Consider the following 14,343-nt stretch of genomic DNA (forward strand, 5'->3'; position numbering starts at 1 on the left):
TACAAGGTGCAAATGTAAAATTTATTTATTAGTCCACAAAACTAATAGACTTTGTTTTTGTAAAAAATAGTTATCGTTTCTTTCTATCCCTTATTTAAAGTTATGATAATTTAAGGAAACTTTCATAAAAAAACGGATCCAAAAATTGAATCCGTTTTCTTTATATTTTATTTTGAAATTAAATCTTAGTTAGCTTAGCATATTTCAGGATCAGGTTTTTCTCACCCTCATGGATGAAAATAACTTTTGCTTTGATATTCTGAGGATCTGTTCCATCCAGGAAAGAAACTTCCCCTATTCCAAAACGGTCATGTCTCACTTTATCTCCCACTTCAATATCCTGAGAAGAAGCGCCGCTTGGATTGATAATTTTAGCTGTGCTTACCGGTTTCAGTTTTCTGACTTCCTGAGCTGGCTTCGAAGTATCTCCTCTATCGATAGTTTTCTTTTCCACCTTTTTGAAAGATTTCATTTCGGAAGGATGTTCATCAAAGATATTGGACTTCACTCCCGAATTATTGATAAATCTTTTTTCCAAAGCAGGATTAAGGAATTCAATATATTGATCATCAATTTCACTTAAGAATCTTGAAGGTTCCGCATCCGTAATTTTCCCCCATTGGAAACGGGAAACAGCATAGGAGAAAAAGACCTGTTTTTCAGCTCTTGTCAATGCCACATAGAATAATCTCCTCTCTTCTTCCAGATCTTCTCTGGTAGCTGAACTCATAAAGCTAGGAAAAAGATTTTCTTCGAGTCCTACTAAATGTACCACCGGGAATTCCAATCCTTTTGAAAGGTGAATCGTCATCAGGGAAACCATATCATCTTCCAGTTCTTTATCCTGGGTATCTGCAGAAAGGGCAATATTTTCAAGGAAGTTGGAAAGACTCGGATCTCCGTCCTCAAGCTGCATCTGCTCTTCAATGAATCCCTGCATGGAGTTCATCAATTCCTGTACGTTTTCCACTCTGGAAATACCTTCCGGAGTCTGATCATCTTTTAAAAACTTGATTAAGCCGCTTCGTTTTGCCACTTCCATAGCAACACTGTAAGCTGTCTCTGTTTTCAGCAATACCTGAAAAGCTTTGATCATAGACCAGAAGTCATTCAGTTTGTTTAAAACGCCATTGTTTAAACCTAACTGAGGTGCATACATCGGAAGATTTTCCAATACTTTTGAAACCGCAAGATTGTGGGCATCTGCAAAAACGATCAGTTTATTCTGGGTTGTTTCTCCGATTCCTCTTGCAGGATAGTTAATAATTCTCATCAACGCTTCAGAATCGTTTTCATTGATCAGAAGACGAAGATAACCAATAAGGTCCTTAACTTCTTTTCTTTGGTAAAAAGAAAGTCCTCCATACACTTTGTACGGAATATTTTTACGTCTCAGCGCATCTTCAAAAGCACGGGTCTGAGAGTTGGTTCTGTATAAAATAGCAAAATCGCTGTATTTTCTCTGGTCACGGTTACGAAGCTCCCAGATATTTCCTGCTACAAAGTTGGCTTCATCTGCATCAGAAAGAGAACGGTAAATTTTAATCTTGTCTCCTTCTTCATTATCACTGAATACATTTTTCTTAAACTGCTGAAGGTTTTTAGCAATAACTACATTAGCCGCATTTACAATATTCTGTGTAGAACGGTAATTTTGTTCCAAGGAAACTGTTTTGGCGTCTGTATAATCTTTTTTAAAGTTTAAGATATTGTAGATATTCGCCCCACGGAAAGAATAGATAGACTGTGCATCGTCCCCTACTACACAGATATTTTCGAATTTTGAAGCCAAAGCTTTTACAATAAGATACTGAGAATGGTTCGTATCCTGGTACTCATCTACCATGATGTATCGGAATCTGTCCTGATATTTTGCCAATACTTCCGGGAAACGTGTCAATAATTCATTGGTTTTCAACAAAAGATCATCAAAATCCATAGATCCGTTTCTGAAACACTGATCTACATATTTCTGATAAATCTGCCCGATAAATTTCATGTTTGCTTTTTCATCCGCCTCCATCAATTCTGGATTATTGAAATAAGCTTTTACCGTAATCAGGTTGTTCTTGTAGGTTGAAATTCTTGCCTGAACTTTTTTAGGTTTATAAAGATCAGCATCAATATTCATATCCTTCAGAACTTTTTTGATTACGTTCAAAGCGTCCTGCTGATCATAAATGGTAAAATTGGAAGGATATCCAAGATAATGAGCTTCAATCCTCAAAATTCTAGCAAAAACGGAGTGAAATGTACCCATCCAAAGGCTTCTTGCATTGCTGTCCCCCACTACTTTTGCGATACGGTCTTTCATTTCACGTGCCGCTTTATTGGTAAAGGTAAGCGCCAGGATATTGAAAGGGTCTATTCCGTTGTGTATTAAATGGGCAATACGCATTGTAAGTACACGCGTTTTCCCGGAACCTGCTCCGGCAAGTACCATCAGAGGTCCCTGCAAAGAGGTAACGGCTTCATATTGTGATTCGTTGAGTCCTTTCAAATAGTCCATACAGCAAAAAAATTTTGGGAACACAAAATTAAGGTATTCGGAGCAGAATTCAAACTTTCCTAATAGAAGTTAGAAATTTTGAGTACTCAGAACTGAATTGTGGGGATTATTTGTCAATAGTCAGTTTTGCTTCGCAAGTGAATTGTGAATCATTAACCATCGGTTAGAAAATTTCTCTACAATGATTATTTGTAATCTCAAATCCCACAACCAAATCACATATCCAAGTGACAAGTGAGGCGAATATATTATTCATTTTTGAAACTCTAATAATTTTCTCCTGTACATCTATATTTCTAATAAATTTTGTAACATTTAATTCACTTTTTCTACTAATTGGTAAACAATTTCTAAATTTTATGAAAAAGCGACTTCTTTCTGCTGCTGCCGTAGCTTTCTTCGGGCTCATGCTGAATGCACAGCAAATCAAATTCGAAGAATATGACCTTCCCAACGGTCTTCACGTAATTCTTCATCAGGATAATTCCGCTCCGGTTGTCACAACAGGTGTAATGTACCACGTAGGTGCAAAAGATGAAGTAAAAGGCAGAACTGGTTTTGCACACTTCTTTGAACACCTTTTATTTGAAGGAACTCCTAACATCAAGAGAGGAGACTGGTTCAAGATCGTTTCTTCAAACGGAGGGCAGAACAACGCCAACACTACCAACGACAGAACTTATTATTATGAAACGTTCCCTTCCAACAACGAACAGCTTGGACTTTGGATGGAGGCTGAAAGAATGCGCCACGCTGTGATTAACCAAATTGGTGTGGATACCCAGAGAGAGGTTGTAAAAGAAGAGAAAAGATTGAGAATGGATAACCAGCCTTATGGAAATCTTTTTTCTACTATTCAGAAAAATTTATTTACCAATCACCCATACAACTGGCCAACAATTGGTTCTATGGAGGATTTGAACTCTGCTAAGCTGGAAGAATTCCAGGCATTCTACAAAAAGTATTACGTTCCGAATAACGCTACTTTAGTGGTTGCTGGAGACATCAAACCTGAGCAGACTAAGAAATGGATTGAAACGTATTATGGAGTAATTCCAAAAGGAACGCTTTATCCAAAAGATTTCCCTAAAGATGCTCCTATCACACAGGAAAAAGAAGTTACGGCTACGGATCCGAACATTCAGCTTCCTGCATATATTTTCGCATACAGAACTCCGGCTAACAAAGAAAAAGATGCTTATGTTCTGGATATGCTTTCTTCGTATTTGAGTAACGGTAAATCTTCAGTTTTATATAAAAAATTAGTTGACCAGGATAAAAAAGCACTTCAGGTAGCTGCTTTCAACCAGGGACTTGAAGATTACAGTATTTTCGCATTCTTCGCGATTCCAATGGGACAAACTACAAAACAGGCTTTACAGACTGACATTGATGCTGAAATCAAAAAAATTCAGACTACTTTAATCTCTGAAGAAGATTATCAAAAACTTCAAAACCAATACGAAAACCAGTTTGTAAATGCTAATTCAAGCATTCAGGGAATTGCCGCTTCATTGGCTACCAACCACGTATTGATGGGTGACACGAATTTGATCAACAAAGAAATCGATATTTACAGATCTATTACCAGACAGGATCTTCAAAATGCGGCTAAAAAGTATCTTAATTCCAACCAAAGAATAATCATTAATTACGTACCTGAGAAAAAGTAATCATTTCAACTTTTTAGGTTAAAATATGATTATTAAAAATTAAATTTTTACAAATGAAAAAGCAATTAACATATATAGCTGCAGCGTTTTTCTTTACAGGAATAGTTTCAGCACAAAAAATAGATCTTAATGCAATGCCAAAACCGGGGCCTACTCCTGCGATTAACATTGCCAAACCAAAAACTTTCCAGCTGAGCAACGGCCTTACAGTAATGGTGGTTGAAAACAACAAACTACCAAGAGTAAGCGCAAGTCTTTCTATGGACAGACCTCCTTACAACGAAGGAGCTGTAACCGGAGTAAGCGGAATTATGGCTGAACAGTTCGAAAACGGAACTACCAACATCAGCAAAGATGATTTCAATAAAAAAGTAGACTATCTGGGAGCGAATCTTAATTTCTCTTCAGGAGGTGCTTCTGCCAATTCTCTTTCCAAATATTTCCCTGAGGTATTAAACCTGATGGCTGATGCAATCATTAATCCTAAATTCTCTGCCGAAGAAATTCAAAACTCTAAAGAAAGAGCAATTGAAGGATTAAAGTCTGAGGAAAAAAATGCGTCTTCTATTGCAGAAAAAGTTTCTAACGCTTTGATGTATGGAAAAAATACTTCAAGAGGAGAATTTGAAACCGTTGAGTCTATCAACAAAATTCAGCTTGCTGATGTTCAGAATATTTACAAAAAATACTACGCTCCGGATAATGCTTACTTAGTCATTGTTGGAGATGTAAAATTTGACCAGGTAAAGCCTTTGATTGAGAAGGCCTTCAACGGCTGGAAAAAAGCAAATACTCCTATTGCACCGCTGGGACCTGCTTCCAATGTTGCTAAAACAGAGATCAATGTAGTGGATGTTCCTTCAGCAGTACAGTCTGTTGTTTCCTTAAACAACCTGACGACCCTGAAAATGAAAGATCCTAACTATTTCCCTGCTACAATTGCCAACTACATCCTTGGAGGTGGTGGTGAAGCTAGACTTTTCATGAACCTTCGTGAGAAAAACGGATTTACGTATGGTGCTTATTCAAGTATGGTTGCCAGCAAATATTCTCCGGAGTTCTCTGCTAGCGCAAGTGTAAGAAATGAAGTTACCGACAAAGCGGTTAAAGAATTCATGAATGAACTTAACGCTATTTCCACAGTAAAGCCAGAAGAGTTAGCGAATGCAAAAGCTAAACTGAAAGGATCTTTCATCATGTCTTTGGAGCAGCCAGCAACCATCGCAAGATTTGCTTTAAACCAAAAAGTACAGGATTTACCAGCTGATTTCTATACCAATTACTTAAAATCTATTGATAAAGTAACTGCTGCAGATGTTGCCAACGCTGTAAAAGCTACAATCTTACCCAACCAAAGCAGAATTTTCATCGCTGGTAAAGCTTCTGATATTTCTGAAGGATTGGAAAAATTAGGTTACCCTGTAAAATATTACGATAAAGAAGCGAACTCTGTTGCGAAACCTACTGTTCAAAAAGTAGATGCTAATGTAACGGTTGCTTCTGTAGTTGACAAATACATCAATGCTATCGGAGGAAAAGCTAACCTGGCTAAAATTACTTCTTACACTACGAATGCTTCCATGTCTATGCAAGGACAAAACATCGATTTTAAAATTGTTAAAGCACAGGGAGGAAAAGAGCTTACTACGGTAACAGCAATGGGACAGGTAGTTCAAAAACAGGTATTCGATGGAAAAACCGGCTATTCTATGCAAATGGGACAAAAAGTTGATATCACACCGGAAGAAATTGCTGAGAAACAAAAGAATCCTGAAATTTTCGAAGAATTAGGTTTTGCAAAATCTGCTGATTATAAACTAAGCGGAATTGAGAAAATTAGCGGCGAAGATTCTTATGCCATTAAAGGTGGAGATACTACGTATTACTACAGTGTTGCCACTGGATTAAAAACCGGAGAAACCAAAAAAGTAAAAGCTAAAGGTCAGGAAATGACAATTCCAACCACGTTCTCTAATTACAAAGATGTAAACGGAGTAAAAATGCCTTACACCATCTCTGTAAGCCAAATGGGGATGGATATGACGATGACGGTAAAGTCTTATGAGATCAATAAGGCTACTGATGCTGATTTTAAATAAGAACATCCTATTTTTATAGAAAAAACGGCAACAATTGTTGCCGTTTTTATTTTTATCAACATTTGGCGACATCTTTTTTTGTCATTCAGTAAAAAAACATTAAATTTGCCCATTCAAAAAGATATCAGAATTAATGGATACTATATTTACACTATTGATGGTTCTTGTTATGGTTGCCAGTGTTTTATTGGTAATTATCGTTATGGCGCAAAATCCTAAAGGAGGAGGCCTTTCCAGTACATTCGGAGGTGCATCATCTGCACAGTTCGGAGTACAGAGAACCAATGATTTCATGGAAAAAGCAACATGGACTCTAGGCGGAACTATCATCGTTCTTATCCTTTTAAGCGTTGTTATTACAGGTAAGCCCTCTCAGGCTCTTCCTACACAACAACAGCCAGCGAAGAAAGAAGCTCCTGCAAAACAGTCAGCTCCTGCTTCTTCTACAACAACCCCGGCTAAAGCTCCTTTAGCACCGGCTAAATAATAAGAATAATCATCTTATATAAAACAAAAGCAACTCAAATTGAGTTGCTTTTTTATTTTAACTTGATCTTTTCAATCTGATGGCGGAGCTTCAGTCCTGCCTTTAAAAACGAATACTGTACAGGCTTCGATTCTTTATAATATTTATCAATAAAGGTCTGCATTGCTCCATAAAATCTATTGAGATATACTTCATCCTTTATGGTACTTTCTCCTTTGTGATGAAGAATTGAGACCTTACCATAATAGAAATTCTTATATCCGTTTCTTAAAAATGTATAGCAGAGATCAATATCTTCTCCATACATGAAGTACGCTTCATCCAGCCCCCCTATTTTTTTGTAAATCTCTTTTTTAGCCAATAAAAATGCACCCGTAATCACATCCACTTCTTCCACAGCATTTTCTTCTATATCATTTCTGTAATAAGATTTCGAATTGTTCTTTTTAAAATTGGTAAAGAGCTTTTCAAAAGAATTAAACATATCCGGAACCAAACGTTTGCTTTCAGGAAGAAAATTTCCTTCTGCATCATGCATTCTCACCCCAAGACATCCGAATGAAGGCTGAGCATCTGCAAAATCCAGCAGTTCTTTCATATAAAAGCCCTCCAATTCCGTATCAGGATTCAAAAGCAATATATATTCTCCTTTCGCAGTTTGTACAGCCTGATTATTGGCTTTTGAAAACCCGCCATTGGTTTCAGAAGATATAAAATGTACATTGGGAAACTCAGGAATAAGATCGCCCCAGGAAGTATCTGTAGAAGCATTATCAATCACAATCACTTCATATTCTATCTCCTGCACATATTTTTGAAGTGACAGGACACAGCTTCTGAGCAATTGGGTAACATTATAATTAACGATAATTACGGACAGCTTCATATTAATCCTTTTCGTTGTATGGCAGCCTGTTGATAATAGATCTTCCCAAAGAAATTTCATCGGCATATTCCAATTCGTCCCCTACTGAAATTCCTCTTGCAATGCTTGAAAAATTCACGTTGAAATTTTTGAATTTCTTGTAAATATAATAAGCTGTGGTATCTCCTTCCATAGTGGCACTCAATGCAAAAATAAATTCCTTTACCTTTCCATTATTCAGCTTTTTTTCAATGCTTGGAATATTTAACTGACCTGGCCCTACTCCTTCCATGGGAGAGATTTTACCACCAAGAATTAAATATTTCCCGGTATATTTTCCGGTATTTTCAATAGCAATAACATCTCTTACATCTTCCACAATACAGATCAGTTCGCCATTTCTCTTTTCATTGCTGCATATTTCACAGATGTCAAAATCTGAAAAATTATGACATTCTTTACAATATTTTATTTCGTTGACAAGATTAATCAACGAGTTTCCAAGACTTACAGCTCTGGAATTGGGCTGCTTCAACAAATGTAATGCTAACCTTAAGGCCGTTTTTCTTCCAATCCCAGGCAGTCCTGAAATCTCATCTACTGCCTTTGCCAACACTTTACTTGGGTAATCCATAGGTACAAAAATAAGGATTAAAGTTGATAATTGATAGTGAATCGTGAATGGTCAATTCACTTCGTTTGTGAATTTGTATAAAGTGATTATTGACTTTGTGCAGCAAAAATTGACTATTGACCATGAGACTAATGTCCCATTATGATATTTACATTTCTCCTCTATCCGAGAACTCTAAAAAAACCTCTATATTTGCGGCTCTAATTAAATATGAAAAAAATTAACTAACATGGTACTTAACAATCTCAATTATCCTCTGGATTTCAAATTCAAAATCACTACTTTAGCAAGTGATTTCAACATTACGGACAGAAATGGAAATTATGTAGCTTACGTTCGTCAGAAAATGTTCAAGTTGAAAGAAGATGTTATTGTTTTTAATGATGAGAGTAAGTCTAAGGAACTTTTCAGAATCAGAGCTAATCAATGGATTGATTTCAATGCTTCGTATTCTTTAAATGATCTTATTGACAATAAAAATTTTGGGAGATTAGCCAGAAAAGGAATGAGATCTCTCTGGAAAGCGAGTTATGATATTCTGGATGCACATGACCAGCCTAAGTTTAAAATTCAGGAAGACAGCGCATGGGTAAGATTCTGGGACAGCTTTGTAGGAGAACTTCCTATCATCGGAATGTTCACAGGGTATTTCCTTAATCCGTCTTATACTGTAACAGGGATTGACGGAAAAGCTTATTTTAAGCTAAAAAAAATGCCTTCATTCTTCGGAAGAAGATTCCAGCTGGACAGACTGATCGATATTGATGACGAGGAAGAAAGCCTGGTAATCCTTTCTTTATTAATGATGACCCTTCTTGAGAGAGCAAGAGGATAAATAAATAATAAAACCACAACCACATGAAATATTTAATCATTGTATTTTCTGCATTTTTACTGGTAGCCTGCAAAAAGGAAAAAGAAACGGTTTCGGGATCCAAAACGGCCGATTCTTTAACTATTGCTAAAGATTCTGCTTCAGCAGGTTCTTCTTCAGGGAATATTCTGGTAGGAACTATTCCTTTCCCAAAAGAAATCAAAGAATGTTCATGCTATTTTGCTGTAAGCAAAGCTGATTTTGAAAAGGAAAGATACATTTATGCAGATGATGCCGGAAAAACAGCTTATATGATGCTGGACGGTAAAAGGCTGGCTCTTAATCTCATTTCATCAAGCGATATGGAGGTAGATGAACTGCTTACCAAGGAAATAGAAAATGATGATTATAAAATTTCTGTAAAGGGTAAAAAAATAAAAGGCGAAGAAGCTTTACTGTTTGAAGGAACTCTGACCATTGAGAAACCGGACGGCACTACATTCACCACTCCCATCTATGGAGAATGCGGGTGCTAATAAAAGCTAAATCATACAAAAATGCTTCTGTATCTTACGGAAGCATTTTTTATTTCGTAAATTTGAGAAAAATAAAATTCAATGGAATTATCTAATATAGAACCGCAGATTATATGGAAAAATTTCTCCAAATTAAATGCTGTTCCAAGACCTTCAAAAAAGGAGGAAAAAGTGATCGCATTTATCAAAGGATTTGGTGAAAATTTAGGACTGGAAACTACGGTAGATGAAGTAGGAAACGTTATTATTAAAAAACCTGCCACTGCAGGAATGGAAAACCGTAAATCGATTGTGCTTCAATCGCACCTTGATATGGTTTGCCAGAAAAATAATGATGTAAATTTCGATTTTGAAACTGAAGGAATTAAAATGGAAATTGATGGTGACTGGGTAAAGGCAAAAGGAACTACTTTAGGGGCTGACAACGGCTTAGGAGTGGCAACTATTATGTCCATCCTTGAAAGCTCAGATATTCCACACCCTTCATTGGAAGCTCTTTTCACTATTGATGAAGAGACAGGAATGACAGGTGCTTTAGGATTAAAACCAGGACAGCTTACAGGACAAATCCTATTGAATCTTGATACAGAAGAAGATGACGAAATCGATATCGGCTGTGCAGGAGGTGTAGATGTAACCATCACTCAGACATATGCTACAGAGGCTTCAAAAGGACAAATCGTAAGACTTGAAGTAAAAGGACTTCAGGGAGGTCATTCCGGAATGGATATCCATAAAGGGTTCGGAAACTCCAATGTAATTTTGGGAAGACTTTTGTACAGCGGACTGGAAAACCAAAATATTGAGATCCTTTCTATCGACAGCGGAGGTTTAAGAAATGCTATTCCAAGAGAAGGGGCAGCTCTTATTTCTGTGAGAAATGCTCAGGAATTTATAGAAAATGCTACTGTTCTTAAAAAAGATATCTTAGAAGAATTTGCAACGGTAGAGCCGGGACTTCAGATCAATATTGAGAACTCTACGTCTTCTGACAAGGCAATTTCAGAAGGTGATTCCAAAAAAGTGATCCTTACTTTAAAAGCGCTTCATAACGGCGTATACAGAATGAGTCCTGATGTGGCTGATCTTGTAGAAGCCTCCAACAACGTAGCAAGAGTAGAATTGAAGGGTGGAGAACTTAAGATTTTAAATCTTACAAGATCTTCCGTAGATTCTTCTAAATATTCAGTGGCAGAGCAATTAAAATCTGTAGCAGAACTGGCTGGAATGAATGTTGAATTCAGCGGTTCATACCCAGGATGGAAACCCAAACCAGGTTCAGAGATTGTACAATTGATGGAGAAACTTTATACAGACAAGTTCAATGAAAAACCTCATGTGGTAGCTTGTCATGCAGGTCTTGAATGTGGAATCATCGGTGCCAACTATCCAGAAATGGAAATGGTAAGCTTTGGACCAACCATCAGGGGTGCACATTCACCTGATGAGAGAGCCAACATCCCTTCAGCACAAAAATTCTGGAGCTTCCTGAAAGATATTTTAGCGAATATTCCTCAGAAATAGAACATTAAAATTACTATATTGAATATCCAAAGTCTTATGATTTTGGATATTTTTAGTTTTAATCTAAATATATTTATTCAATTGAAATAAAAAATGCTTCGACAGGCTCAGCATGACACAGCTAAAAATTTATTTCTAAAAAAAACATTAGTATTAGAGATGTCATGCTGAGCCTGTCAAAGCATCCAAACCATAAAAAACCTTATACAATGAAAAGCATAACCGTATTCTGCGGCTCAAGTTTCGGCACAGATAAAATTTATGAAGAGCAGGCATTTTTGCTTGGACAGACCTTAGCAAAACAAAATATACAACTCATTTATGGGGGTGCCGATGTCGGCCTGATGGGAACTATAGCAGATGGTGCATTAACAGAAGGTGGTAAAGTCATTGGAGTCCTTCCCCACTTTTTACAAACCAAAGAAATTGCCCATAAAAACCTGACAGACCTTATCATTGTGGAAACCATGCATGAAAGAAAAACCAAAATGAATGAATTTTGTGATGGGGTCATCGTTCTTCCCGGAGGCTATGGAACATTGGAAGAATTCTTTGAGATGATCACATGGGCACAGCTTGGACTTCACAAAAAACCGGTCGGAATTCTGAATATTGACGGGTTTTATGATGATCTGATCAAACTGGTTCAAACCATGGTGGATAAAGGATTTTTAAAGCAGATAAACAGGGATATGCTTTTGATCAGCAATACCATTGATGATCTTATGGAAAAAATGAGAAATTATCAGGCTCCTGCGGTCGGAAAGTGGATTTCTAAAGAGGAAATTTAAACTATAAGGCTTTTATAAAAAGAAAAAACCCGTCCGGAAAATCCGGACGGGTTTCTTATTAAGATTAAAAAATATTTTCTAAGGATAAGGAGCAATTTCCACTTCGAGCCCTTCCATGACATCGGCAATATGTAACTGGCATCCCAATCTGCTGTTGTCTTTCACATGGAAAGCCTCAGCCAGCATGGCATCTTCTTCATCTCCCATCGGTTCCAAACCGGGATCATTAATTACATATACCTGGCATGAAGCACACATCGCCATTCCTCCGCATACACCAATAGTACCTTCTTCTGCCAATTCATAGGAACGGATAATCTCCATTAAGTTCATGGACATATCCGTAGGAGCTACGACATCGTGGATTACCCCTTCTCTGTCGGTGATTTTAATATTAACGTCTGACATAATTCTGCAAAATTAGTCAATTTTTTTCACAACTGCTTTCTCTGCTTCTTTACGGCTTCCGTCAAATCCGTCTACACCACTTACGGTTGTATATTTTAATACGAATTTTTTACCCGGGTTTAATCTGTTATAAACACTCTGACACATTAAAGTAGCTTCGTGGAAACCACAAAGGATCAGCTTCAGCTTTCCGGGATATGTATTGATATCCCCGATCGCATAAATACCATCAATGTTGGTCTGATAATCAAGTGCGTTGTTTACAACAATAGCATTTTTCTCGATATTCAGTCCCCAGTTTCCGATCTCACCCAATTTTGGAGTCAATCCGAATAATGGAATAAAGTAATCTGTTTCAATATCGTAAGCTTCCTGCCCTTCCACTTCTACTGTAATCGCTTCAACTTTTCCGTCTCCTTTAATACCGGTAACTTCTGCAGGTGTAATTAATTTAATCTTCCCCTGGTTTTTCAGATCCTGAACTTTCTCTACAGAATCCAAAGCTCCTCTGAACTCATTTCTTCTGTGAATCAAAGTCACTTCACTTGCAACATTAGAAAGGAAAACACTCCAGTCCAGCGCAGAATCACCCCCTCCGGCAATCACTACTTTTTTGTTTCTGAAATGTTCAGGTTCTTTAACGAAATATTCAAGACCTTTTTCTTCATAATCAGCAAGATTGTCGAAAGTTGGTTTTCTCGGTTCAAATGTCCCTAATCCACCTGCAATAGCAATTGCTTTACATCTGTGAACCGTTCCTTTGTTCGTGATCACTTCAAACCATTCATCATCTATTTTTGTATAAGAAACAGCGGTTTCTCCCAAAGTAAATCCAGGTTGAAACTGCTTGATCTGCTCCATCAAATTATCCACCAATTCTCCGGCATTCACTGAAGGATAACCTGGGATATCGAAAATAGGTTTCTTAGGATAAAGTTCTGCCAACTGCCCTCCCGGCTGTGGAAGCGCATCAATAATATGGCACTTCATTTTTAATAAACCAGCTTCAAAAACTGCAAAAAGTCCTGTAGGTCCCGCACCTATGATCAATATATCAGTGGTTATCATAATATTTAAGATAATTTAATTATACATGTAACTGCAAATTTACTAATTTTAATGCGAAGCATATTTAATTGATTCTAAATAAAAACCTGAGATTTGTCAAATATCTCTTAATGAATATTTTAAATTTGGCAGTGTTTTTGTAAATGTCTTGTTATGAAGAAAATTTTAGTCCTTTTTGCAGTATTTATATTCTTTTTAGGCTCAGCCCAGATTGATAACATCGCGGACGGCGAATCCATCACTCTCAGAATTCATTACGGCTTCCTGAATGCAGGAACAGCCAATCTTACTACAAAGCAAACCAATTACAAAGGGATTCCTCATCTTTATGTAAAAGGTACAGGACAGACTACTGGTGCCGTAAAAGCATTCTTCAAAGTGGAAGATTTATATGAAAGTTTTATCAATACACAGACGGGATTACCAAGTTTCTATGTAAGAAATGTGCGTGAGGGAAGTTACCGCCAGCATTTTGAAACGGTTTTTAATCATGATAATAATACTTTAATTTTAACAGATAAAAAAACTCCGGCCAATGGTTCTAAGGTTTTAAAATCGGTAAAAGGAGTTCAGGATATGCTTTCCTGTTTTTATTATTTAAGAAGTAAAAGCCCAGATGAACTGAAAGTAGGAACAGTTATTAATATGAATGTATGGATTGATGATGAAATGTTTCCTTTCCAGTTAAAAGTAACCGGAACAGAAAATTTAAAGACAAAATTCGGTACTATTAACTGTTTAAAAATTATTCCTTCTGTAAAAAGCGGAAGAGTATTTAAAGAAAAAGAAGGCGTTACCATGTGGGTTTCCAACGATGCCAACCATGTTCCAATGCTATTGAAAGCAGAGCTTGCAGTAGGCTCACTGAAAGCCAGCATTGATGATTACAAGAATGTAAAATATCCTTTAAAGTTCAGTAAATAACAACATAAGTT

13 protein-coding genes are annotated in these 14,343 nt (G+C 36.9%); 8 read left to right on the forward strand and 5 right to left on the reverse strand.

Annotated elements, in window-relative coordinates; all coding sequences use genetic code 11:
- Window positions 1–178 precede the first annotated feature (178 nt).
- Window positions 179–2,509, reverse strand: a complete 2,331-nt coding sequence (locus CLU97_RS22145; protein ID WP_121490029.1) for an ATP-dependent helicase — start codon at window positions 2,507–2,509, stop codon at window positions 179–181.
- 359 nt (window positions 2,510–2,868) lie between these two features.
- On the opposite strand from CLU97_RS22145, the gene CLU97_RS22150 reads away from it, so the two are divergent.
- The 3 genes from CLU97_RS22150 to secG all read left to right on the forward strand — a co-directional run bounded on the left by CLU97_RS22150 (window position 2,869) and on the right by secG (window position 6,768).
- Window positions 2,869–4,182: a M16 family metallopeptidase gene (locus CLU97_RS22150; RefSeq protein ID WP_121490030.1), complete on the forward strand. Its 1,314-nt coding sequence runs from the start codon at window positions 2,869–2,871 to the stop codon at window positions 4,180–4,182.
- A gap of 53 nt (window positions 4,183–4,235) precedes the next feature.
- Complete coding sequence (locus tag CLU97_RS22155; protein WP_121490031.1) at window positions 4,236–6,281, forward strand: M16 family metallopeptidase; 2,046 nt, start codon at window positions 4,236–4,238, stop codon at window positions 6,279–6,281.
- Between the two features lie 133 nt (window positions 6,282–6,414).
- A complete protein-coding gene (secG, locus tag CLU97_RS22160) occupies window positions 6,415–6,768 on the forward strand; it encodes a preprotein translocase subunit SecG (RefSeq protein WP_121490032.1) in 354 nt (117 codons plus the stop codon).
- A gap of 52 nt (window positions 6,769–6,820) precedes the next feature.
- Here the strand turns inward: secG and CLU97_RS22165 are convergent, their stop codons facing one another.
- Both CLU97_RS22165 and recR read right to left on the reverse strand, forming a co-directional pair.
- Complete coding sequence (locus CLU97_RS22165) at window positions 6,821–7,660, reverse strand: glycosyltransferase family 2 protein (RefSeq protein ID WP_121490115.1); 840 nt, start codon at window positions 7,658–7,660, stop codon at window positions 6,821–6,823.
- Window positions 7,656–8,267 (reverse strand): recombination mediator RecR, encoded by a 612-nt coding sequence (gene recR, locus CLU97_RS22170; RefSeq protein WP_121490033.1) that lies wholly within the window; start codon window positions 8,265–8,267, stop codon window positions 7,656–7,658. The genes CLU97_RS22165 and recR overlap by 5 nt, the downstream gene beginning before the upstream one ends.
- Window positions 8,268–8,496: 229 nt before the next feature.
- Here recR and CLU97_RS22175 point away from each other — a divergent pair, with 229 nt between their 5' ends.
- From CLU97_RS22175 to CLU97_RS22190, 4 genes are all read left to right on the forward strand, one after another.
- Window positions 8,497–9,102, forward strand: a complete 606-nt coding sequence (locus CLU97_RS22175; RefSeq protein WP_121490034.1) for a hypothetical protein — start codon at window positions 8,497–8,499, stop codon at window positions 9,100–9,102.
- Window positions 9,103–9,125: 23 nt separating this feature from the next.
- A complete protein-coding gene (locus CLU97_RS22180) occupies window positions 9,126–9,617 on the forward strand; it encodes a hypothetical protein (protein ID WP_121490035.1) in 492 nt (163 codons plus the stop codon).
- 81 nt (window positions 9,618–9,698) lie between these two features.
- Window positions 9,699–11,141, forward strand: coding sequence for an aminoacyl-histidine dipeptidase (locus tag CLU97_RS22185; RefSeq protein WP_121490036.1), 1,443 nt, complete (start codon window positions 9,699–9,701; stop codon window positions 11,139–11,141).
- 209 nt (window positions 11,142–11,350) lie between these two features.
- Window positions 11,351–11,932: a TIGR00730 family Rossman fold protein gene (locus CLU97_RS22190; RefSeq protein WP_121490116.1), complete on the forward strand. Its 582-nt coding sequence runs from the start codon at window positions 11,351–11,353 to the stop codon at window positions 11,930–11,932.
- A gap of 78 nt (window positions 11,933–12,010) precedes the next feature.
- Here the strand turns inward: CLU97_RS22190 and CLU97_RS22195 are convergent, their stop codons facing one another.
- Both CLU97_RS22195 and CLU97_RS22200 read right to left on the reverse strand, forming a co-directional pair.
- Entirely contained in the window at window positions 12,011–12,340 is a 330-nt protein-coding gene (locus CLU97_RS22195) for a 2Fe-2S iron-sulfur cluster-binding protein (RefSeq protein ID WP_121490037.1), read from the reverse strand.
- A 12-nt stretch (window positions 12,341–12,352) separates the two neighbouring features.
- The gene (locus tag CLU97_RS22200) at window positions 12,353–13,408 is read right to left on the reverse strand and encodes an NAD(P)/FAD-dependent oxidoreductase (protein WP_121490038.1); all 1,056 of its coding nucleotides are present in this window, start codon (window positions 13,406–13,408) and stop codon (window positions 12,353–12,355) included.
- A gap of 153 nt (window positions 13,409–13,561) precedes the next feature.
- Between CLU97_RS22200 and CLU97_RS22205 the strand changes: the two genes are divergently transcribed.
- Window positions 13,562–14,332, forward strand: a complete 771-nt coding sequence (locus CLU97_RS22205; protein WP_121490039.1) for a DUF3108 domain-containing protein — start codon at window positions 13,562–13,564, stop codon at window positions 14,330–14,332.
- Window positions 14,333–14,343 lie beyond the last annotated feature (11 nt).

Source organism: Chryseobacterium sp. 7 (assembly GCF_003663845.1).
Classification (GTDB): domain Bacteria; phylum Bacteroidota; class Bacteroidia; order Flavobacteriales; family Weeksellaceae; genus Chryseobacterium.